Consider the following 22,543-nt stretch of genomic DNA (forward strand, 5'->3'; position numbering starts at 1 on the left):
TTTATTGCTTTTCAGTTGGAAAGGGCCGCCTGCTTGTCGCGGACGGCCCCCTCGGATCGTGTTCAGGCCGCGAAGCCCCACTTGTAGATGTGCGGCAGGTAGCCGATGTGCATCTCGGCCCCCACGACGTCGGGCTTGGCGTGGCGATAGAGCGAGCGCCAGTAGGGCTGGATCGTCACCGCTTCCTCGGCAATGATCCCCTGCAGCCGGGCCATGACCTCGCTGCGCGCGTCCGCGTCGGCGATCGCATTGGCCTCGGCCAGCAGGCTGTCGAACTCATCGTTGGACCAGCCGAACTCGTTCCAGGCCTCGCCCGAGCGGTAGGCCAGGCCCAGGATCTGGGTGCCCAGCGGGCGGTGGTTCCAGTTGGTCGAGCTGAACGGATACTTGGTCCAGTCGTTCCAGAAGGTCGAGCCGGGGATGATCGTCCGCTTCACGTTGAAGCCCGCGTCGCGCAGCTGCGCGGCGACGGCATCGGTGGTGTTGCGGCGCCAGTCGTCGTCGATCGAGATGATCTCCATCTCGAAATCGGCCATCCCGGCCTCGTCCAGCAGGGCCTTGGCGCCGTCGGGGTCGTATTCGAGCCGGGGCACGTCGGCGAATTCCGGGTGCATCGGGCCAACGTGCTGGTTGCGCGCCTCGAGACCGCGATTGGCATAGCCCAGTTCGAGGCAGATGGCGTTGTCCACGGCCTTTACGATGGCCTGGCGCACGCGCTTGTCCGCGTAGGGCGTCGTGCCGTCGACCTCGGCCTGCTGGTTGGGGCGGATCACGATGGTGGCCCCCGAGGCGACCTCGGACTTGGCCCAGCCCAGTCCGTCCATCACGTCGACGAAATCGCCGACGGTCTCATAGAACATGTCGACCTCGTCGGCGGCCGCCGCGGCCACCCAGGCCGAGGGGTCCGTGCCGTAGTCGATGAACTCGATCCGGTCGAGAAAGCCGCCCTTGCCGGCCGCGTATCCCCACCACTCGTGGTCTTCGTTGCGCACCAGCACGCCCTTGATGCCGACGTCGTGGCTCTCGGGCAGCATGTAGCCGGTGCCCACGGGGTTCGACAACAGGTCGTCGGGGTTGTGGCTCGAATGGACGATGGCAGCGGGGTAGTCGGACATGCCCGCGATCAGGGTGATGTCGGAAACCGGCGAATTCAGGCGCACAGTGTGGCTGTCAACGACCTCGATGGCGCCATCGAGGGCGGTGCCGGTGTCAGGGTCGATCAGCGATGCGAAGCGCCCGGCCATGGAGTTGCCCTCGACGTTCTGGTCGCACCAGCCTTCGATGTTGCGCGCCACGTCCTCGGCGGTGAAGTCGTCGCCGTTGTTCCACTTGACGCCCTGGCGGACATTCAGCGTGTAGACGGTGGCGTCCTCGTTGATCTCCCAGCTTTCCAGAAGCATGGGCTGGAACGAGCCGTCATTGTTGTATTCGACAAGGTATTCCAGCCAGCCCGAGGCGAAAAAGGCGATCTGCGACCAGTCGAAGGTCTTTGGATCCTTGAGTGCGCGAACCTCCATCTGCATGCGCAGCGTGCCGCCCTGCTGGGCATGGCCGGCGGCCAGCGCCGGTTGTTCGAGGCCCAGCAGCCCGTAGGCCGCGGCCGAGGTGACGCCGAGTGCCGTGGTGCGCGCCATGAATTCGCGGCGCGACAGCTTGCCGGCCTTGGCGTCCTTGACATAGGTCGCCACCGCCGGGTGCAGCGGTGCACCGGTAAGGGTCTTTTTGGTCATGCTTTGTCTCCCTGTGACACGTTCATGTTCTTTTGTGCCGGGCCGCGGCCATTGGCGCCGCTGCCCGGGTAATTGCTTTATATTGGCGGGCCTCGTCCCTCCCGGCCTTATTCGGCACGGTTTCGTTCGGGTGTGTCAATTGCCGCAATCGTCATTTCGATGTCCATTTGCGACGTTCCCATGTTCCGAAAGCGACATCAAGTCACAAAGCGCCCGACGGATGCCGCGGGGTTGGCCGCTACGGCGCCGGATCCGCCCCCCGTGCCGCCGCCCTTGCGAAAGGCCGAAGGCGTCTCGCCAGTGCGGCCCTGGAAGGCGCGGGTGAAATAGGCGGCCGAGCCGAAACCCAGGCTCCTGGCGATTTCGCGAATGGGGCTGTCGCTGTCTCGCAGCAGCACGCGGGCCTCGTAGAGGATGCGGTCATTCAGCAAGTCGAGTGCCGACTTGCCGCAGGTCTGCTTGCAGCAGCGTGTCAGGTGGGTTGGCGTCACGCCCAGACCGGCGGCATAATCGGCAACCCCCTTGTGGTCGTGAAAGTCGCGCTCGACCAGGTCGGTATAGGCGGCAACCAGGCGGGCGGCGGCGCTCTGGTGGCGGCGGTCGACAAGGTCATCGGCCTGGGCGGCCAGCTGGCGTTCGAAGAAAACCGATATCAGGCCCAGGTGATGATGCGCGGCCCGTTCCGCACCGGGCAGGGCGGACTGCAGTTCTCGTTCCAGGTGGTCCAGATGGGTGGCCAGGGCCTTTTGGGCTGCGACGTCGCGCAGCCGCAGGTGGCGGCTTTCTTCGGGCCAGTCCGTCATCATGGCCCGCGGGATCGTGACGATCTGACCGAAAACCGAGGCGCCCACCTCGAAACCGTACATGGTCCGGGCGGGCACGAAGATAAGGTTGTTGGGTCCATAGCCGCTGGTCAGCCCGGCAACGGTGATCCGCCCCTGTCCCCTGGCAACGAAGATCAGGCGGGCGCTGTCATGGCTGCGCATGGCCTCTGTGCGCCACCTGCTGCGGGCGCTTGCGTGGCCAAAGGCGGTCAGCGCCAGCCGGTTCGAGCCGTCAAGCGACATGGCTGTTTCCCGAAATCGTTCGATTTGGGCAAGTATGGGCGGTGAATCTGAAGCGATCAACGAAAGATTTGTAGAAAAACTGGAAGACCTGTGGATAACCAGGTGGACAACCTGTGGGTTACTCGGGCCCAGGCTGGGGCACCCAGCGCCAGTGTCCCAGCCGCGAACGGGCCCAAGTGCGCTGGCGCTTTGCATAGCGACGCGAGGCGATCACGGCGCGCGCCTGCGCCTCCTGCAGCGTGATCTCGCCTTGCAGGTGCGCGATCAGTTCGGCCGCGCCGATGGTGCGCGCCGATTGCAGTGCCGGGTCCCAGTGCGCTTGCATGGCGCGGGCCTCATCCAGCGCGCCGGTGGCGAGCATCCGGTCGAACCGCGCCTCGATGCGCGCGTTGAGCCAGTCGGTTTGCGGAGCGAGCACCAGCGGCGTCGCCTGCCCGACGGACAGCAGCGGCGGCGGGGTCGCGGCCTGCCAGGCCCGGATCGACTGGCCCGTGGCCTGCTGCACTTCCCAGGCGCGCTGGACCCGGGCGCGGTTGCGCAGGTCCAGCCCGGCGCGGGTCGCGTCATCCAGCGCTGCAACAAGGGCATCCAGCGGCAGCGCATCGCCGACCTGCCGCACCTCGGGCGGAGTCGGGGGGATTTCGGCCAGCCCCTCGGTCAGCGCCATAAAGTAGAGCCCGGTGCCGCCAACGATGATCGGGCGGTCCGGCCCATCGAGCAAGGGCGCGACATCGCGCAACCAGTCACCCGCCGAATAGGTGGCGTCATGGGGCAGGTGACCGTAAAGCGCATGCCGCGCGCGGGCGCGCTCGGCCGCGCCCGGTTGCGCCGAAAGCAGCGGCCAGCCCCGGTAGACCTGCAGCGCGTCAGCATTGACGATCACCCCGCCCTGCGCCTTTGCGATGCGCAGCGCCAGCGCGGACTTGCCGCTGGCCGTCGGGCCATGGATCAGCACCGGGCGTGCCGGGTCTATGGTCGAGAGGTCAAGCATCACTTTCCGCCGGCCCTGCCATTGCACAGGTCGGGGTTTTCCGACATTTTGGCGCCGACGAAAAGCAATTGCAGGGGACCCCGATGTCAGACACCCAGGAGACGACGTTCAAGAGGGTCCTTCTGAAGATCTCGGGAGAGGCCCTGATGGGCGATCAGGCCTACGGCCTGCATCCGCCCACGGTCGAGCGCATTGCCCGCGAGGTGCAGTCGGTCCACGACATGGGCGTCGAGATCTGCATGGTGATCGGGGGCGGCAACGTCTTTCGCGGATTGCAGGGCAGCGCCCAGGGCATGGAACGCACAACCGCCGACTACATGGGGATGCTGGCCACGGTGATGAATGCCCTTGCCATGCAGTCCGCGCTCGAGGGGCTGGGGGTCTTCACCCGGGTGATCTCGGCCATCCGGATGGACGAGGTGGCCGAGCCCTACATCCGCCGTCGCGCCGTGCGCCACCTGGAGAAGAAACGCGTCTGCATCTTCGCGGCCGGGACCGGAAACCCCTATTTCACCACTGATACCGCCGCGACCCTGCGTGCCAACGAGATGAATTGCGAAGCGATCTTCAAGGGCACCAAGGTCGACGGGGTCTACGACAAGGACCCGGTGAAATACGATGACGCGGTGCGCTATGCCCATGTGTCCTATGACGAGGTGCTGCAAAAGCACCTGGGCGTGATGGATGCCAGCGCCATCGCGCTTGCGCGCGACAACAACCTGCCCATCATCGTCTTCTCGCTCGACGAACCTGGCGGCTTCAGGGGAATCCTGGCGGGCGAAGGCAAGTGCACCAGGGTCGGCGGCTAGGCGCGGTGCCGTGAAACGGCCCGGCGCGGCCGGGATTTCGCCGCCCCTTTGACTATACAAAGCCCCGCCAATGCCTGTATAGCGGGGGCAAATTCAAGACCGAGAGCAGCTTCATGTCAGACGATTTCATCCTCGATACCGACGATCTCACCCGCCGCATGGAAGGGGCGATCGCCAACCTGCGCACGGAGTTCGCGTCGCTGCGCACGGGCCGGGCCTCCGCCTCGATGCTGGAGCCTGTCCAGGTCGAAGCCTATGGCCAGATGACCCCGATCAACCAGGTGGGCACCGTGAACGTGCCCGAGGCGCGCATGGTCACCGTCAACGTCTGGGACAAGTCGCTTGTCAACAAGGTCGACAAGGCCATCCGCGAAAGCGGGCTGGGCATCAATCCCCAGATGAACGGCACGATCATCATGCTGCCCATCCCCGAACTGAACGAGGAACGCCGCCGCGAGTTGGGCAAGGTCGCGGGGACCTATGCCGAGAATGCCCGCGTCTCGATCCGCAACGTGCGACGCGACGGCATGGATCGGATCAAGAAGGCCAAGGCCGATGGCCTGTCCGAGGACGATCAGAAGTTCTGGGAACAGGAAGTACAGGAGATGACGGACAAATACATCAAGCAGGTGGACGAGGCGCTGGAGCACAAGCAGTCGGAGATCATGCAGGTTTGATCCGGATGCCGGGGAAATGGGCCGCCGGATCATCTTGCCGACGCATGGGGCGGACCCAATGATATCCATGGGGCTTGCCCCGCCATGGCAGGGGCGGTGCCAGCTGACAGCGCCCTCCGGCGGAATGCCGGGTGAACGCGGGCCGCGATGCCCGCCCCGCGGTGCATTTCCAGTGCAATGAACGGAGGCCCCGGATGGGCAGGCAGATAGAAACCAACGGACCGCGCCACGTGGCCATCATCATGGACGGCAATGGCCGCTGGGCACAGATGCGGGGCCGGCCGCGGCTCTTCGGTCACCAGGCGGGTGCCCGGCGCGTGCGCGAGATCGTCGAGGCCTGCCCGGACAACAACGTCAAGTATCTGACGATCTTCGCCTTCTCCACGGAGAACTGGAAACGCACCCAGGCCGAAGTCGCCGGGCTGATGAAGCTGTTCCGCCGCTACATCGAGCGCGAGGCGATGGACCTGCTGCGCAACGGCGTGCGCGTGCGCTTCATCGGCGACCGGGTCCGGCTGGACGACAAGCTCGTCGCGCTGATGGACGAGCTGGAGTTGCTGACCGCGACCAACGACCGGGTTCATCTGACCGTGGCAATCAACTACGGCGGCCGCGACGAGGTGGCCCGGGCCACCCGCCGCCTGGCCCATGACGTGGCCGCCGGGCGGCTGTCGCCCAAGGATGTGGGCGACGAGACCCTGCCGCGTTACCTCGACACCTGTTTCCTGCCAGATCCCGACCTGGTGATCCGAACCAGCGGCGAGGCGCGCATCTCGAACTTCCTGCTCTGGCAGTCGGCCTATTCGGAATACGAGTTCATCGACACGCTCTGGCCCGATTTCACCCCGGCCGAGTTCACGCGCGTCTTGGCCGGTTACAAGACGCGCGACCGACGCTTCGGGGCGGTCAGGGCCTGACCCGGTGAAGGTTCCGCCGCCCGAGATGCCCGGAAAATGGGGGGACCTCTCCGCGCGGGTCTGGTCCGGGCTCGCCATGGGCGTCGTCGGTATTGGTGCTATCCTGCTGGGCGGGGTCTGGTTCCAGATGCTGGTGATCTTCGTCACAGCCGTGATGGTCTGGGAATGCTGGATCATGATCCGCGGCTCATCACCCGTTTCCGGGATGCTGCTGGCCGCGGGGGTTGCCTCGGTGATGGCCGCGCAGGTTTTCGGCGGGCCGGAAACGCGCGAGTTCCTGCCGCTTTTCCTCGTGGCGCCGCTGGTCGGGATTCTGGTCCTGCCGCGCGAGAGGCTTACATTTGCCGTCTTTGCCCTTTCGATCCAGGTGGCAGGATGGGGGCTGGCCCATGTCCGTCTGGACTACGGGGTGACATGGCTGCTCTGGCTGGTGGGGCTCGTGGTGGTCACCGACGTCGCGGGCTATTTCGCGGGCAAGGCGCTTGGCGGACCAAAATTCTGGCCCGCGGTCAGCCCCAAGAAGACCTGGGCGGGCACCGTGGCGGGCTGGGCCGCCGCCGGGGGAATCGGGGCATTTTTCGCGGTGCTCACCGCTGCGGGGCCTTGGATCGTTCTGTTGTCGGTACTGCTCAGCCTGGCGGGGCAGATGGGCGACATCGCCGAAAGCGCCTTCAAGCGGCGGCAGGGGGTCAAGGACAGCTCGGCCCTGATTCCCGGCCATGGCGGGCTCTTCGATCGGTTCGATGCGCTTCTGGGGGCCGCCCTGGCGCTGTTGCTGGTGGCCGGGCTGACGGGCCTGCCAGGGACTGCGCCATGAGGCGGATCAGCATCCTGGGCGCGACCGGGTCGATCGGGCAATCGACGCTCGACCTTGTGCGCCGCGCGCCCGGGGCCTACCGGGTCGTGGCGCTGACCGGCGGGCAGAACATCGCCCTGCTGGCCGCCGACGCGCTGGAATTCGGCGCCGAGATCGCGGTAACGGCAGATCCCGCGCGACTGACGGACCTGCGGGCCGCGCTGGCCGGAACAGGGGTCGCGGCCGCCGCCGGGGCAGGGGCCATTTCCGAGGCCGCCGCACGGCCCGCCGACTGGATCATGTCGGCCATCGTCGGGGCCGCTGGCCTGCCGCCGGGGCTGGAGGCGCTGAAACAGGGCGGCACGCTGGCGCTCGCTAACAAGGAATCGCTGGTCACGGCGGGGCCTCTGCTGTTGGGGCAGGCGGCGCGCCACGGCGCGACTGTCCTGCCCGTGGACAGCGAGCATTCCGCCATTTTCCAGGCGCTGGTGGGCGAGGACATCGCCACGGTCGAACGGGTCATCATCACCGCCAGCGGCGGCGCCTTCCGGGACCGTCCGCTGACGGATCTTGCCCATGTCACCGTGGCCGAGGCCTCCAGCCACCCGAACTGGGACATGGGCCAGCGGATCACCATCGACAGCGCATCGATGTTCAACAAGGCAATGGAGCTTATTGAAACACATGAATTCTTTGGCATCGCGCCTGATCGTATCGAGGCCATTGTCCATCCCGAAAGCCTGGTTCATGCGCTGGTTGGCTTCACGGACGGGGGGCTGATGGCCCACGTCGGCCCGCCGGACATGCGCCATGCCATTGGCTATGCACTGCACTGGCCCCGGCGCGGCCCGGTCCCGGTCGAGCGGCTGGACCTTGCCCGCATCGGCCAGCTGAATTTTCGCGCGGCCGATCCGGCGCGTTATCCGGCGCTGTCGCTGGCCCACCGGGTGATGAAGCAGGGCGGGCTGGCCGGAGCGCTTTTCAACGCGGCCAAGGAAGCCGCACTGGACGGGTTCATGGCGGGCGAGATCGGGTTTCTCGACATGGCGCGCGTTGTCGAGGCGGTGCTTGACGATACTTTGTCCCGCGAGGGGCTGCAAAATGTCACGATTAGCTTAGATAGCGTACAGCAGGCGGACGCGCTGGCCCGCCGCAGCGCCCGCGACTGGATCGAGCAGAAAAGAGCCTGACACGTGGACTTCATCAATTTCATTCCGAATTTCGGCGGCCCTGTCCTGACCATCCTGGCCTTCGTGCTGGCCCTTTCGGTCATCGTCGCGATCCATGAATACGGCCACTACATCGTCGGCCGCTGGTCGGGGATCGAGGCCGAGGTCTTTTCCATCGGCTTCGGCCCGGTGATCTGGTCGCGCACGGACCGGCGCGGCACCCGTTGGCAACTGGCCGCCCTGCCGCTGGGCGGTTACGTCAAGTTCCTGGGCGATGGCAACGCCGCGAGCGTGGGCGGCGACGGCGAGACCGAAATGGCCCGCAACACCATGCTGGGTGCGCCACTCTGGGCACGCGCGGTCACGGTGGCCGCGGGGCCGATCTTCAACTTCATCCTGTCCTTCGTCATCTTCGCGGGGCTGCTGGTCTCGCTGGGCCAGCCGATGACCCCGCTGACCGTGTCCAGCGTGCCCGACTGGCCTGAAAGCCGCGCCATGGAACTGGAAACCGGCGACACCATCTTGCGGATCGAAGGCGAGCCGCTCAACTATCCCGAGGGCTTCGGCGCCGCGCTCGACGCGCTGCCCTCGGCCCCGGTGCTGGACTACGAGGTCGTGCGGGATGGCACCCGCATGACCCTGCGCGGCCCGCACCCGGCCCCCTCGCGAGTGCAGTCGATCACGCCGCGTTCGGCTGCCGACGATTCCGGGCTGCGCATCGGCGACCTGATCCTGTCGATGAACGGGACCCCGGTCTACAGCTTCATGGACATGGTCGATGTGGTGAACGCCATCGGGGCCGAGCCGATCACCCTGTCGGTCTGGCGCGACGGCGCGGTTCGCGAGGAGATCCTGACCCCGCGCATGGTCGCCATCCCGCAGGAGGACGGCTCGATGCGCGACGAGCCCAAGATGGGCATCGGCAACGGCGGGCTCTTCTTCGAACCGCAAACCATGACCGTGGGCCTGTGGGAAGCCATGAAACTTGGCGCGCAGCAGGTCTGGTTCATCATCGTGCAGTCGCTGAACGGGCTGTGGCACATCCTGTCGGGGGCGATTTCCACCTGTAACCTGTCGGGCCCGGTGGGCATCGCCGAGACGGCCGGTTCCATGGCCAGCCAGGGGGCGGAATCCTTCATTACCTTCATCGCGGTGATGTCCACCGCGATCGGGCTTCTGAACCTGTTCCCGATCCCGGTGCTGGATGGCGGCCACCTGGTGTTCCATGCCTGGGAAGCCGTGACCGGCAAGCCGCCCAGCGACGGGGCGTTGCGCATTCTCATGGCGATCGGGTTGTCCTTGATTGGCACCCTGATGCTCTTCGCGATCGCCAACGACCTGTTCCTGTGCCCCTGACATTCCACCGGCCTGCCCTCATTCGGACACATTTGGCGTAGAGCCTGCCGGGGACCTGATCCGAAAGGAGGTAACCCATGCAGACGCTCACAGCCGGATATCGCGGGGTTTTCCTGCTGCTCGATCTCAACTGGGATCGGTTGCTCTATCTCGGCACGCTCTTTGCGGCGCTGCTCTTCGGGGCGTGGCTGGGCAGCACGCTTTAGCCTGGACCGCGCGCGTCCTGCGAGGCCCGGCCCGGCAACGCCCGTCCGACAGACCGACTGCAACCTTTACAACCGGGTCGTGCCCACGGGCACGGCCCTCGCGGCGTTATCGGGGCAGGGCACACCGTCGCTTTGACATCGTTGCTTTGACAAGGCCGATGCCGGGGGATAGACCGTTGGTATCTGGGATGTCTGAACGAGCTAGTTGAATGAGCAGTATTGCCGCGCCCGCGCCCAACCGTGTCCTCGGGTCTTGCCGAGGACCGATCCGGGCTTTCGCCTTTCTTTTCCTCGTGGTGATCCTGGCGCTGCCAGCGGGCATGGCCCGGGCCCAGAGCTACAGCTTTTCCAACGTGCAGGTGCAGGGTAACCAGCGCATCGAGACGGCCACGATCCTCAGTTACCTCGGCTTTGACCAGGGCGAGACCGTCTCGGCCGGCGCGGTGAACGCCGCAGCGCAGCGCATTCGCGAAACCGGCCTTTTCGAGACCGTCTCGGTCACCCCGCGCGGCGGGACCCTCGTTATCTCCGTCGACGAGAATCCCACCGTCAACCGCATCAGTTTCGAGGGTAATTCGCGGCTCAGCGACGACGAACTGGGGCCGAGGGTGCGCAGCCAGCCGCGCCGGGTGTATTCGCCCGCGCAGGCCGAGGCGGACACGGCGAGGCTCGTCCAGGCCTATGTAGAGCAGGGGCGTATCAACGCCAGCGTCACGCCCCGCATCATCGAACGCAGCGACAACCGTGTCGATCTGGTGTTCGAGATATTCGAGGGCGGCGTCAGCGAGGTGGAACGCATCAGCTTCGTGGGCAACCGCACCTACTCCGACCGGCGCCTGCGTCGGGTCCTGGAAACCAAGCAGGCGGGCCTGCTGCGCGCGATCATCCAGAACGATACCTTCATTGCCGACCGAATCGAGTTCGACCGTCAGGTCCTGACCGATTTCTACCGGTCGCGCGGTTACGTCGATTTCGAGGTGCTCAACGTCGACGTGGCGCTGACCCGGGCCCGCGATGCCTACTTGATCACCTTCAACGTGCAGGAAGGCCAGAAGTTCCGCATGGGCGACGTTCAGGTGACCTCGGAGGTGGCCGAGGCCGATCCGCGGATGTTCGAACAGGCCCTGCGCCTTCGCAGCGGTGCCGTTTATTCGCCCACGCTGATCGAGCGTGACATCGCACGGCTGGAACGCCTGGCCATCCGCGAGGGATTGACCCTTGTCCGGGCGGACCCGCGCATTTCGCGCAATGACCGGGACCTTACGCTGGACGTGAATTTCGTCCTGGTGCGAGGCGAACGGATTTTCGTGGAACGGATCGACATCGAGGGCAACAGCACCACGCTGGACCGGGTGATCCGGTCGCAGTTCGAGGTGGTGGAGGGCGATCCCTTCAACCCCCGCCAGATCCGCCAGAGTGCCGAGCGTATCCGCGCCATGGGCTTCTTTTCCAACGTGGACGTGAACGCGCGGGAAGGGTCGGCGCCCGACCAGGTCGTTGTGGACGTGGACGTGGACGAGGGCCCCACCGGGTCGCTGTCGTTCGGGGGCAACTACTCGACCGACAATGGCTTCTCGCTGCTGGCCTCCTACAACCAGCGCAACCTGCTGGGCCGGGGACAGGCCCTCGCCTTCGACATCCAGTGGTCGCAGGATGCCCAGAACCTGAGCCTCGATTTCACGGAGCCGCGCCTGCTGGGCCGTGACCTGCGGTTCGGTTTCGCGGTGAACTACCGCCAGAGCGACAACGAGGGCTCGACGCTCTATGACACCCGGAATTTTGGCCTGCGTCCCTCGCTGAACTTCCCGGTCAGTGAGAACGGCCGCCTGACGGTCTATTACGAGTACGACTACACCGACCTGTTCAATATCGACTCGACCTCGACGCTCATCACCAGCGACGAGGGCGCGGTTGGCACCAACAGCGTGGGCTATACCTACAGCTTCGACACCCGCCGCACCGGGCTTAACCCGACGGCCGGTGTGCTGCTGCGCTTTGGCCAGCAGGTCGGCTTTGGCGACAACACCTTCGTCAAGACCTCGGCGCGGGCGACGGCGCAGGCGCTTGTGCTCAACGAAGAGGTCACACTGCGCGCCACCATCGAGGGCGGGGCGCTGGCTTACAACGACGGCCAGAGCCGCATCACCGACCGCTACTTCCTGGGCAGCCGGGTCATGCGCGGCTTCGAACCCGGCGGGATCGGTCCGCGGACGTCTGAGGCTGATGGCGACGAGGCTCTCGGTGGCAATTATTATGCCGTTGCGCGGCTGGAGGCTGAATTCCCCCTCGGCCTGCCCGAGGAATACGGGATTTCCGGGGGCGTCTTTCTTGACCACGGGTCGGTCTGGGACATCGGGCGTCCAACGGGCGGGACCGTGGAGTACAACGACTACACGCCCCGGACCATTGCCGGCGTCTCGATCTTCTGGACCACGCCCATCGGGCCGCTGCGCTTCAACTTCTCCGAACCGATCGACGTGCAGCCCCGCGACAAGACCCAAGGCTTCGACCTGACCATCTCGACGGAGTTCTGATGGCCCGCCCCGGGCGTTTGCTGGTTGTACTCGTGCTGGCGGGGATTCTGGGACAGGCCGCGGCCGCACAGGACGTTCCCCAGGGGCCAGCTGGCGGCGATTTCCCCGTTGCCACCGCGGATACGCCGATCCTGACCATCGACCTGGAAAGCCTGTTCCAGGAGTCCGAATTCGGCAAGGCGGTGGTCTCCGACTACAACGCCGAGCGCCGGGCCCTTGCCAACGAGAACCGCAACATCGCCGAGGACCTGCGCGCGGAGGAACTTGAGCTGACCGAGCGCCGTCCGGACATGGCCCCGGAGGTCTTTCGAGAGGAGGCCGCCGAATTCGACGAGAAGGCGCGCGGCATCCGCGATGCACAGGACGCCAAGGAAGCCGCGATCGAGGACAGTCTGGCCAGTGCCCAGGACGAATTCGTGCGCGTGATCCAGCCCATCCTGGGCGAGATCCTGACAGACCGGGGAGCTTCGGTCATCATGCACCAGCAGTCGGTTCTGCTGTCGCTTGACCGGATCGACATAACCGAGGCCGCCATTGCGCGCATCGATGCGCAGATCGGCGATGGCGCCGCCTTCCGGCAGGACTGAGCCCGCTTGCCCCCGCCAAGTCCAGTTGCTACCCCCTGTCCGGCCATCCCGCAGGAGTTTCCATGACAGAGCCCGTCACATCCGCCGACATCCAGCTTATCCAGCGTATCCTGCCGCATCGCTACCCCTTCCTGCTGGTGGACAGGGTAGAGGATATCGACGGCACCTCCTCGGCGCGCGGCCTCAAGAACGTCACCATGAACGAGCCGCATTTCCAGGGCCATTTCCCCGGCACCCCGATCATGCCGGGCGTGACCATCATCGAGGCCATGGCCCAGACCGCCGCCGTCATGGTCGGCACCACGATGGGCCTGGCCGACAAGAACATGCTGATCTATTTCATGGGTATCGACAACGGCAAATTCCGCCGCAAGGTGGTTCCGGGCGACGTGCTGGAAATGCGGGTCGAAACCCTGCGCGGCAAGCCCGGCGGCAAGGTCTGGAAGTTCCGGGGGCGCGCCACCGTCGAGGACGAGATGGCCGCCGAGGCCGATTTCACAGCCATGATGGACATGTCCGGGTGAGTGTGGAAATTCATCCCAGCGCCATCATCGAGCCCGGTGCCGAACTTGCCGACGGCTGCCGGGTCGGGCCGTTCTGCCTTGTCGGGCCACGGGTCCGGCTGGGCGCGGGCGCCGAGCTGAAATCCCATGTCGTCGTCACCGGTGACACCCACATCGGCGAGGACACCACCGTCTTTCCCTTCTCGGTGATCGGCGAAATCCCCCAGGACCTCAAGTTCGGCGGCGAGGACACCAAGCTGCGCATCGGCGCGCGCAACCGCATTCGCGAACATGTCACGATGAACCCCGGCACCGCGGGCGGCGGCGGCATCACCCGCGTCGGTGACGACGGCCTGTTCATGGCGGGCTGCCATATCGCCCATGACGCACAGGTCGGCGACAATGTCATCATCGTCAACCAGAGCGCCATCGCCGGGCATGTCGTCATCGAGGATGACGTGATCGTGGGCGGGCTGTGCGGCGTTCACCAATTCGTGCGCATCGGCAAGGGCGCGATCATCGGTGCGCTTTCCATGGTCACGAACGACGTGATTCCGCACGGCCTTGTGCAGGGGCCGCGGGGCGAACTGGACGGGCTCAACCTGGTGGGGCTCAAGCGCAAGGGGGTGAAGCGCGACGATATTACAGCCCTGCGCGCGGCCTTCCAGACGCTACGTGATGGCGAGGGCAGCTTCATGGACCGCGCCCGGCGCCTGTCCGAGGAAAGCGACAGCGCCTACGTGACCGAGATGGTCGCCTTCATCCTGGGCGAAAGCGACCGCAACTTCCTGACGCCCTGATGCTGGCGCTGGTCGCAGGGCAGGGCGGGTTGCCGCCCCACCTGGCCCGGGTCCTGGCAGACCGGGGCGCGATGCCGCTGATCTGCGAGATGGAGCAGTTTCCCTCCGAGGTCGGGCCTGATTTCCCGCGCCTGACCTTCCGGCTCGAAACCCTGGGCCGATTCCTGGAGACGCTGGTGGACAGGGGCGTGACGCAGATCTGCCTGGCCGGGGCCGTGCGCCGCCCCGAGGTGGACCCCGCGCGCATCGACCCGTCAACCGCGCCGTTGGTGCCACGACTGACGGCGGCCATGGCGCTTGGCGACGACGGTGCCCTGCGCGAGATCATCGCGATCATCGAGGAACATGGCCTTGCGGTGGTGGGCGCCCACCAGATCGACCCGGACTTGCTGCCCCCCGGGGGTCTTCTCTGTGGGAGCCTGCCCGGCGGATTGGAGGCCGATGCCGCGGCCGCTCGCACCGCCCTGGCGCAGATGGGCCGGGCGGATGCAGGCCAGGCGGTGGTGGTGGCCGGCGGACAGGTGATCGCGCGCGAGGATGATCGCGGCACGGCCGCGATGCTGGCCGACCTGGCCACCGGGACGCCGATGCCGCCGCAGGACCCGGATGCCTGGGATACGCTGGCTACCCCGTTCACCAGCGTGGCCGACTGGTTCACGGGCCAGCAGGCACCACGCTCCGATCCGGCCGGCGGGGTGCTGTTCAAGGCCGCGAAACCGGGCCAGGAGCTGCGCGCGGACATGCCCCTGATCGGTCCCGACACCGCCGTCCAGGCGGTGCGCGCCGGATTGGTGGGCATCCAGCTTCAGGCCGGAGGGGTCATGGTCCTCGACCGGCCGCGCGTCATCGCCACGCTGGCCGAGGCGGGGCTGTTCCTGCGGGTGGCGCCGTGAAGGTCTTTGTCATCGCGGGCGAACCGTCGGGCGATCGGTTGGGCGGGGCGCTTCTGGCGGGGCTGAAGACGCTGGCGCCCGGTGCGCGTTTCGAGGGCGTCGGTGGCCCGATGATGCAGGCCGAGGGGCTGGAAAGCCTCTTTCCCATGGAAGAGCTGTCGGTGATGGGGCTGGCCGAGATCCTGCCGAAATACCGTCACCTCAAGCGCCGCATCCGGCAGACGGCCAAGGCTGCCATCGCCGCGCGGCCCGATGTGGTGATCGGCATCGACAGCCCCGATTTCTGCCTGAGGGTGGCGCGGCTGGTCAAGGCAGGGTCCGACATTCGGACGGTGCATTACGTCGCGCCCACGGTTTGGGCCTGGCGGCCCGGGCGGGCCGACAGGATGGCGGGGGTGATCGACCAGGTGCTGGCGCTGTTTCCCTTCGAGCCGCCCTACATGGAAGCCGCGGGCATGGACTGCGATTTCGTGGGCCACCCCATCGCCACCGAGCCGCCCGTGACCGGGGACGAGATCGACGATTTCCGCGCCCGTCACGGGCTGGAGGCCGGGCGCGAGACCCTGATGGTCCTGCCCGGGTCGCGCCGGTCCGAGGTGGAGCGGCTGGCGTCACCATTCGTCTCCGCCCATGCGCTGGCGGGGCTGGAGGGAATGCAGGTGGTCCTGCCGACCCTGCCGCACCTGCGCGACACGGTTGCAGCGCGTTTTTCGGGGATCGGCGGCGTGGTCTTCGATGGCGCCGGGCTGTCGGCGGGCAGGGCAGCGCGGGAGAGGCTGGTTGCCATGGCCAGTGCCGACCTGGCGCTGGCAGCATCCGGCACTGTCTCGCTGGAACTGGCGGCGGCGCGCACGCCCATGGTGATCGCCTATGACATGGCATGGCTCAGCCGCCAGATCATCGCGCGACTGCTGCGCACCGACACGGTGACGCTGGTCAACCTGGTGTCCGAGACCCGCGTGGTGCCGGAATTCATCGGCAAGGCCTGCCGCCCCGAGCGGATCGCCGAGGGCCTGCGCGCGGTCCGGGCCGCGCCGGGCGCGCAATTGCAGGCGCTTGACCTGACGATGGAGCGCCTGGGACGGGGCGCCGAGCCCCCGGGCCTGCGCGCGGCGCGCGCGGTGCTCGACCGTCTGCATTGACTTGCTGTCCGCGGCGGCTTGCCGCACTGTTCCCCGCGAAGGAGACCGTCCCATGCCCGCGCCGCGCAACACCTTGAAGGCCGCCCTGACCCGGGGCGAGATGCAATCCGGCCTCTGGCTGGCCATGGCAAGCCCCGTCGGCGCGGAACTGGCGGGCAACGCGGGGTTCGATTGGTGCCTGATCGATGCCGAACACGGGCCCAACACCCTGACAACCATCATGGCCCAGCTCCAGTCGCTGGCCGGCACCCGGGCCCAGCCCGTGGTACGCGTGCCCTACGGCGAGGACTGGATCCTCAAGCAGGTGCTGGACCTCGGGGTCCAGACGCTGGTGGTGCCCATGGTCAACAGCGCCGATCAAGCCCGGCAGGTCGCGGCGGCGGTCCGCTATCCGGGGCAGGGCGTGCGCGGCATGGGCGCGGTTCTGAGCCGTGCCTCGGGCTATGGCGAGATCGTCGACTACGTCACCTCCGCCAACGACGAGATCTGCCTGTTCGTGCAGATCGAAAGTGCCGAGGCCGTGGCCAACGTGGCCGAGATCGCCGCCGTGGAGGGTGTGGACGGGCTCTTCGTCGGGCCAGCGGACCTCTCGGCGGATATGGGTCATGTCGGCGCGCCGCACCATCCGGAGGTGCAGGCGGCCATCGCGCGGGCCTACGCGGCTGCCGATGACGCAGGCAAGTTCGCCGGAACGATCACCTTCGACGCCGCCGAGTTTGACGGCCTGGCCGCGCAGGGGGTGCGGTTCCTCGGGTTGGGTGGTGACGTGCACGTGCTGCGCAGGGCGCTGGTCGCGCTCTGGGATCAGCGGCCGCAGCCGGAGCTGGAAAGCGGCGGACGCCGCCACCGCTGACCGCCCTTCACAGGTTCGACCACAAGACGCCCGGCCGCGCCGGGCGGCTGCCCGCCTTCAGTAGGGGGCCTCGTCGAGCACCCCATCAAGGCTCATCTGCTGATAGAGCAACCCCTCACGCAGGCCGCGGTCGGCCACCGACAGCCGGTCGGTGGGCCAGAGCCGCATCAGCGCCTGCAGGATCGCCGAGCCGGACATGATCAGGGCTTGGCGGTCCTTGCCGATGCGCGGATCGCTGCGCCGTCCCTCGGGACCCAGCGACAGGTACCGCCGGATCACCGAATCGATCTCGTCGGAGCTCATCCGCAACCCGTCGACCTTGGTACGGTCGTAGCGGCGCAGGCCCAGGTGACTGGCCGCCACCGTCGTGACCGTGCCGCTGGTGCCGATGATCTGGAACCCTTCGCGCGATTGTTCCAGGGTCGAGGGTGCGAATTTCTCGAGCGATTCCTCGAAATACCAGCTCATCAGCGCGAAACGGGCCGAATCGTCCTCCACGTCCGAGAATTGGTCGCGCAGCGTGGCAACGCCCAGCGGCACCGAGATCCAGTCCACGACATTGGCGGCCGGGACTGGGCCCTCGGTCTGGCGGAACCCCGAATGCAGCCGCATGATGGCGCGGGGCCGGTCGCGCGGGGGCACCTTGGTCAGGTCGATCCAGACCAACTCCGTCGAGCCGCCGCCGATGTCGACAACCAGCAGCTGTTCCGTCCTGCTGGAAACCAGGGGCGCGCAGGAGATCACGGCCAGGCGGGCCTCTTCCTCGGGCTGGATGATGTCCAGCCGCAGGCCGGTCTCGCGGCGGACCTGCTTGATGAACTGGCGCGAGTTGGTGGCCCGACGGCAGGCCTCTGTGGCGACGAGACGCATCCGGCGGACCTTGTGCCGCTGGAGCTTCTGCCGGCAGACGCGCATGGCATTGATCGTGCGCCAGATCGACGCGCGCGAGAGTTTCCCGCTCGACTCGAGGCCCTGCCCAAGCTGGACGGACTTCGAGAAACTGTCGATCACGTCGAACTGGCTGCCCCTTGGCTGGGCAATCAGCATTCGACAGCTGTTTGTGCCCAGATCCAGGGCTGCATAGAGCTCTGACGGATCGGGCGGGGTCGGCGCGGGGCTTTCGACCGGGTACGGGACAGCGCCCGCACCATTGGGACGCTTGGGCGCCATCGTCACGCCCTCCGATTTCGAGTTGGTCTCAAGGTAGGGCTGCGGAGTGACATGCGCAAGCCTCCCGCCGCGCGTGCAGGGCAGGTGTCTGCCGCGCGGCGGGTCCGTTTGGCGACGGATTGATCAGACGGCGTCGTTCAGCGGGGGTTTCATGTCGAAAACAAGCGCCGCATATGGGGCGCAGGGGGATAGGAAAGGGAAAACCACCCCAGCGAGAGGGAATCGCGCAGATGGCCGAGGTCACCATCGTTTATTGGCGGGACATTCCGGCACAGGTCATCGTCGGCAAGGGGCGCCGGGCGTCGAAACTGCCGCTGAGCGAGCGTTTCGAGCAGGCCATCGACCGCGCCGCGATGAAATCCGGCGCTGCCGAGACTGACGATTACCTGGCCGAGTGGCACCGCGGGACCCCCTACACGATCGAGGGTGATGCAGCGCGGGTGGCCCGTGACGAGGCGGCACGGATCGAGACCGAGTTCGACACGGCCCGGCTCAAGGCCCTCATCGAAAACCACGGCCGCGCGTGACCGGCCCACTCCCCGTTTCCCGCCTGAAGGAGGCTCTCATGGCGCTGTTGCAGTTCAAGAAGAAACCCGCCGAAGCCGGCCCCGTCCAGGGGCAGAAGGTCGATCCGCGTGTCGAGGCGTTCCTGGAAGATTACTCGATCGAGGTGATGCCGCGCACCGCCGAGAAAGTGGAGAATTTCCGCGACTGGCTGCCCGCGGGCAGCCGCGTCTATATCGCCCATATCGAGGGCACCCCGATCGAGGACATGGTCGCAACCGCCCGGCGCCTGGCGCGCGAGGGCTACCCGGTGATGCCGCATTTCCCGGCGCGTATCATCAAGGACCGCGCCATGCTGCAAGACTGGATCACCCGGTACCAGGGCGAGGCGGGCGTCGACCAGGCGCTGATGCTGGCCGGTGGCGTTGACAGGCCCCATGGCGATTTCGACAGTTCCATGCAACTGCTGGACACTGGCCTCTTCGGCGATTTCAAGCGCCTGCACGTGGCCGGCCACCCCGAGGGCAACAAGGACATCGACCCCAAGGGGGGCAATGCCAATGTCGACGCGGCCCTGCGCTGGAAGCAGCGCTTTTCCGAGACGACGGATGCGAAGATGGCCATCGCCACGCAGTTCGCCTTCGAGGCGCAGCCGATCATCGACTGGGCTGACAGCCTCAAGGCCGGGGGTATCGACCTGCCCATCCACATCGGGATCGCGGGGCCGGCCAAGCTGCAGACCATGATCAAGTTTGCCATGGCCTGCGGCGTGGGGCCCTCGATCCGGGTGCTGCAGAAGCGGGCCAAGGATGTCTCAAAGCTGCTGCTGCCGTTCGAGCCCACCGAGGTCGTGACCCGGCTGGCCGCCCACAAGGCCGCCAACCCCGATTTCAACGTCACCAATGTCCATTTCTTCCCGCTGGGCGGCATCAAGACCAGCGCCCAATGGGCCATCGACCACGGCGGCGCCTCTGCCGTCCCAGCTTCTCAATCCTAAGGACCGATCATGACCCGCACCGTTGTCGAATCGAAGACCAAGACGGCCGTTATCGGCTTTGACGAACCGTTCTGCGTGATCGGCGAGCGCATCAATCCCACCGGGCGCAAGATCCTGGCCGCCGAACTGGAACAAAACGATTTCAGCCGGGTCGAGGCCGATGCCATCGCCCAGGTCGCGGCCGGAGCCACGGTGCTGGACATCAACTCGGGCGCGGTTTTCACCAACAAGATGGCCGAGGACCCGCGCTATGCCGACAACAACTTCGTCGAGCCGACGTTGATGACCCAGCTCGTCGAGGTGGTGCAGAAGATCGTGGACGTGCCGCTGTGCATCGACAGTTCCGTGCCCGGTGCGCTGGAAAACGGCCTGGCCACCGCCGAGGGGCGCCCCCTGCTCAACTCGGTCACGGGCGAGGAAGAGCGGCTGGAAATGGTGTTGCCGCTGGTCAAGAAATACAACGTGCCGGTCGTGGCGATCTCGAACGACGATACCGGCATCTCCGAGGACCCCGAGGTCCGCTTCGCCGTGGCAAAGAAGATCGTCGAACGGGCTGCCGATTACGGTATCCCTGCCCATGACATCGTGGTCGATCCGCTGGTCATGCCGATCGGCGCCATGGGCACCGCCGGGTTGCAGGTCTTCACGTTGGTGCGCCGTCTGCGCGACGAGCTGGGCGTGAACACCACCTGTGGTGCGTCGAACATTTCCTTCGGCTTGCCCAACCGGCACGGCATCAACAACGCCTTTTTGCCCATGGCCATGGCCACGGGGATGACCAGCGCCATCATGAACCCGGTGGCACTGCCGGTGCGGGCCGCGGAAATCGAGGCCAAGAAGGCCGAGGTCGCCGCCGCCGGCATCACGCTGCCGCCCGAGATGGACGACGAGACGTTCTGCCAGATGTTCGGCCTGGGCTCGACCAAGCCGCGCGCGGGCAAGGAGATGGAGGCGATCCGTGCCGCCAACTTCCTGATGAACCAGGACGACGGCGGGGCGGCGTGGATTCGTTTCAACAAGGCGCCCCTGAAGCCGGGGGAAGAGGCCCGGGGCCGGGGCGGTCGCGCCGGCGGGCGGCGTCGCCGCGCCAGCTAGGACAGCTTGTCACGGAACAAGGAAACGCCGCGCGGGACACCGGGCGGCGTTTCCTGCTTGGTGGGCCTGCGAACATGCCGTTTGCGGCCATCGGCGGACTGCCCGCTGTCAGCCGCGAAGCAAGGGCGGACTGTCGGCCCAGATATCGATATTCGCAACGGTTTGATTCATATCAGGTCACCCCGGCGCCAACCTGTATATGAAAAATACTAGATATATTTTTCGGAGTTCCTGAAATGACATCATCCCGCCCAACCCGAGCATTCCTTCTGAGCACCGTGCTGATGGGGGTGCCGCTGGCACTGCATGCGCAGGCCAGCCCCACCACAATTGGCGAAATGCAGGATCTCGGCCTGTTTCCCACCTCCGAAACGCTCCAATATTCAGAAGCTTACGGGGTAAGCGGCGACGGTACCGTCATTGTCGGGCTTGTCGGATTGCAGTCGGCTGCTAGCCGGGGTTTCTACTGGACCGACGCGGACGGCATGCGCGAGATCGACGCTCTGACAACCAACGGCGCAGGGTATTCGGTCGGCCTGGCGATCAGTGATAGTGGCCTTTTCGTTGGCGGGCGTGCGGCCACGGATGATAACCGTAACCGCGCCTTCCACTATGATCTGCAATCCGGCGTCATGACCGATGTCGGCACCCTGCGCACCACATCGCCGGGAAACAGTTCCTTCGTCGCCATGAGCGACGACGGCTTGGCTATTACCGGGACGTCGGACACGAACCAACTGAATAGCCGTGCCTATCGCTGGAATGCATACACCGGCATCGAAGATCTCGGGACACTGGGCGGCTCCCGCTCCGACGCGGCCGATATCAACAACGATGGCAGTGCGATCGCCGGCAGCTCGGTTACCGCGGGGGGAGACTGGCGCGCGTTCCGCTGGACCGAAACCGGCGGGATGGAGAACCTCGGCACGATTGCGGGCGGCGCCACCTATGCACGCGCGATCAGCGCGGATGGCAGCACGGTCGTCGGCGAGGATTCCATAAACCTTGGTCGGGCGTTCCGCTGGACACAAGCGGGCGGCATGCAGTTGCTTGGCACCTTTTTCAGCACCGGCATTGGTTCGTCCCGGGCGAGAGACGTAAACGCCGATGGCACGGTGGTCGTCGGTCACGCCCGACTGGACAGCGGCGCAAACCACGCCTTTCGCTGGGTCGGCGATGACGCCGGGGGCGTCATGCAGGATCTCGGCACATTGCGCACCGGCAACGCCGGGGAGTCCCAAGCCCAACTGGTCACCCCTGATGGCGCTGTCGTCGCCGGCAGCTCGGACACCAACCATTCGGCGCCCCAAGCCTTCCGCTGGACCGCTACCGACGGCATGGAGGGCCTCGGGTCACTCCGCACCGACAACACCGGCTATTCCTATGTCATGGATATGACAGACGACGGATCGGTGATTGTCGGTACCGCCGCAGCCGATGACGGCACCAACCGCGCCTTCGCCTGGCGCGGAGCGATGGTGGACCTTGCCAACACCCAGGCGACCGTGCGGCAGGCGGCAGGCGGCATGGCCGCGGCAAGCGCCGAGTACAACGCCAACGCCATGCGCCAGCTCGACCGCGAACTTGACCTGCCCGGTGGCAGCGATGGCGATGGCACGCTGTCGACGCGTGGGAAAGCCAGGACCCGTCCGCCTATGGCACTGAGCTTCGGCGCGGGGCTGAGCCGCAACTCGGACGTCGGCAGCTATGGCCGCGCCGACGTGACCGGCGCCATCGGCCTTGGTGA

Annotated in this window: 21 protein-coding genes and 1 pseudogene; 18 read left to right on the forward strand and 4 right to left on the reverse strand. The window is 66.5% G+C overall.

What is annotated here, in order from left to right:
* Window positions 1-62 precede the first annotated feature (62 nt).
* The 3 genes from VJ897_RS12555 to miaA form a co-directional block, all read right to left on the reverse strand.
* Complete coding sequence (locus VJ897_RS12555) at window positions 63-1,730, reverse strand: ABC transporter substrate-binding protein (protein ID WP_324056034.1); 1,668 nt, start codon at window positions 1,728-1,730, stop codon at window positions 63-65.
* A gap of 197 nt (window positions 1,731-1,927) precedes the next feature.
* Window positions 1,928-2,797, reverse strand: coding sequence for a helix-turn-helix transcriptional regulator (locus VJ897_RS12560; RefSeq protein WP_324056035.1), 870 nt, complete (start codon window positions 2,795-2,797; stop codon window positions 1,928-1,930).
* Between the two features lie 118 nt (window positions 2,798-2,915).
* Window positions 2,916-3,788, reverse strand: a complete 873-nt coding sequence (gene miaA, locus VJ897_RS12565; protein WP_324056036.1) for a tRNA (adenosine(37)-N6)-dimethylallyltransferase MiaA — start codon at window positions 3,786-3,788, stop codon at window positions 2,916-2,918.
* Between the two features lie 83 nt (window positions 3,789-3,871).
* On the opposite strand from miaA, the gene pyrH reads away from it, so the two are divergent.
* The 14 genes from pyrH to VJ897_RS12635 all read left to right on the forward strand — a co-directional run bounded on the left by pyrH (window position 3,872) and on the right by VJ897_RS12635 (window position 17,030).
* Window positions 3,872-4,597, forward strand: a complete 726-nt coding sequence (pyrH, locus tag VJ897_RS12570; RefSeq protein WP_324056037.1) for a UMP kinase — start codon at window positions 3,872-3,874, stop codon at window positions 4,595-4,597.
* 113 nt (window positions 4,598-4,710) lie between these two features.
* The gene (gene frr / locus VJ897_RS12575) at window positions 4,711-5,274 is read left to right on the forward strand and encodes a ribosome recycling factor (RefSeq protein WP_324056038.1); all 564 of its coding nucleotides are present in this window, start codon (window positions 4,711-4,713) and stop codon (window positions 5,272-5,274) included.
* Window positions 5,275-5,468: 194 nt separating this feature from the next.
* Window positions 5,469-6,191, forward strand: a complete 723-nt coding sequence (uppS, locus tag VJ897_RS12580) for a polyprenyl diphosphate synthase (RefSeq protein ID WP_324056039.1) — start codon at window positions 5,469-5,471, stop codon at window positions 6,189-6,191.
* 25 nt (window positions 6,192-6,216) lie between these two features.
* Window positions 6,217-7,008, forward strand: a complete 792-nt coding sequence (locus VJ897_RS12585) for a phosphatidate cytidylyltransferase (RefSeq protein WP_324056134.1) — start codon at window positions 6,217-6,219, stop codon at window positions 7,006-7,008.
* Window positions 7,005-8,177, forward strand: coding sequence for a 1-deoxy-D-xylulose-5-phosphate reductoisomerase (gene dxr, locus VJ897_RS12590; RefSeq protein ID WP_324056040.1), 1,173 nt, complete (start codon window positions 7,005-7,007; stop codon window positions 8,175-8,177). The genes VJ897_RS12585 and dxr overlap by 4 nt, the downstream gene beginning before the upstream one ends.
* Window positions 8,178-8,180: 3 nt before the next feature.
* Window positions 8,181-9,512: an RIP metalloprotease RseP gene (gene rseP / locus VJ897_RS12595; RefSeq protein ID WP_324056041.1), complete on the forward strand. Its 1,332-nt coding sequence runs from the start codon at window positions 8,181-8,183 to the stop codon at window positions 9,510-9,512.
* Window positions 9,513-9,589: 77 nt separating this feature from the next.
* Window positions 9,590-9,718, forward strand: coding sequence for a hypothetical protein (locus tag VJ897_RS12600; RefSeq protein ID WP_324056042.1), 129 nt, complete (start codon window positions 9,590-9,592; stop codon window positions 9,716-9,718).
* A 209-nt stretch (window positions 9,719-9,927) separates the two neighbouring features.
* The gene (gene bamA / locus VJ897_RS12605) at window positions 9,928-12,252 is read left to right on the forward strand and encodes an outer membrane protein assembly factor BamA (RefSeq protein ID WP_414706744.1); all 2,325 of its coding nucleotides are present in this window, start codon (window positions 9,928-9,930) and stop codon (window positions 12,250-12,252) included.
* Window positions 12,252-12,839 carry an OmpH/Skp family outer membrane protein gene (locus tag VJ897_RS12610; protein ID WP_324056043.1) on the forward strand — a complete coding sequence of 196 codons (588 nt, stop codon included), beginning with the start codon at window positions 12,252-12,254 and terminating at the stop codon, window positions 12,837-12,839. The genes bamA and VJ897_RS12610 overlap by 1 nt, the downstream gene beginning before the upstream one ends.
* 62 nt (window positions 12,840-12,901) lie before the next feature.
* A complete protein-coding gene (gene fabZ / locus VJ897_RS12615) occupies window positions 12,902-13,363 on the forward strand; it encodes a 3-hydroxyacyl-ACP dehydratase FabZ (RefSeq protein ID WP_324056044.1) in 462 nt (153 codons plus the stop codon).
* Window positions 13,364-13,365: 2 nt separating this feature from the next.
* Entirely contained in the window at window positions 13,366-14,142 is a 777-nt protein-coding gene (gene lpxA / locus VJ897_RS12620) for an acyl-ACP--UDP-N-acetylglucosamine O-acyltransferase (protein ID WP_324056136.1), read from the forward strand.
* Window positions 14,142-15,035 (forward strand): LpxI family protein, encoded by an 894-nt coding sequence (gene lpxI, locus VJ897_RS12625; protein WP_324056045.1) that lies wholly within the window; start codon window positions 14,142-14,144, stop codon window positions 15,033-15,035. The genes lpxA and lpxI overlap by 1 nt, the downstream gene beginning before the upstream one ends.
* A complete protein-coding gene (gene lpxB / locus VJ897_RS12630; protein WP_324056046.1) occupies window positions 15,032-16,177 on the forward strand; it encodes a lipid-A-disaccharide synthase in 1,146 nt (381 codons plus the stop codon). The genes lpxI and lpxB overlap by 4 nt, the downstream gene beginning before the upstream one ends.
* A gap of 52 nt (window positions 16,178-16,229) precedes the next feature.
* Window positions 16,230-17,030, forward strand: coding sequence for an HpcH/HpaI aldolase family protein (locus VJ897_RS12635; RefSeq protein WP_324056047.1), 801 nt, complete (start codon window positions 16,230-16,232; stop codon window positions 17,028-17,030).
* A 57-nt stretch (window positions 17,031-17,087) separates the two neighbouring features.
* On the opposite strand, the gene VJ897_RS12640 is transcribed toward VJ897_RS12635, so the two are convergent.
* Complete coding sequence (locus VJ897_RS12640) at window positions 17,088-18,200, reverse strand: Ppx/GppA phosphatase family protein (protein ID WP_324056048.1); 1,113 nt, start codon at window positions 18,198-18,200, stop codon at window positions 17,088-17,090.
* Between the two features lie 230 nt (window positions 18,201-18,430).
* Here VJ897_RS12640 and VJ897_RS12645 point away from each other — a divergent pair, with 230 nt between their 5' ends.
* From VJ897_RS12645 to VJ897_RS15250, 4 genes and pseudogenes are all read left to right on the forward strand, one after another.
* Entirely contained in the window at window positions 18,431-18,727 is a 297-nt protein-coding gene (locus VJ897_RS12645) for a virulence factor (protein ID WP_324056049.1), read from the forward strand.
* A 38-nt stretch (window positions 18,728-18,765) separates the two neighbouring features.
* On the forward strand, window positions 18,766-19,701 hold the full coding sequence (locus tag VJ897_RS12650; RefSeq protein ID WP_324056050.1) for a methylenetetrahydrofolate reductase: 936 nt from the start codon (window positions 18,766-18,768) through the stop codon (window positions 19,699-19,701).
* Window positions 19,702-19,710: 9 nt separating this feature from the next.
* Window positions 19,711-20,796 (forward strand): methyltetrahydrofolate cobalamin methyltransferase, encoded by a 1,086-nt coding sequence (locus VJ897_RS12655; RefSeq protein ID WP_324056051.1) that lies wholly within the window; start codon window positions 19,711-19,713, stop codon window positions 20,794-20,796.
* Between the two features lie 485 nt (window positions 20,797-21,281).
* Window positions 21,282-21,998: pseudogene (locus VJ897_RS15250) on the forward strand (hypothetical protein); the annotation flags it as partial.
* Between the last annotated feature and the right edge of the window lie 545 nt (window positions 21,999-22,543).

The sequence above is a fragment of the Salibaculum sp. genome, assembly GCF_035270045.1.
Classification (GTDB): Bacteria; Pseudomonadota; Alphaproteobacteria; order Rhodobacterales; family Rhodobacteraceae; genus Salibaculum.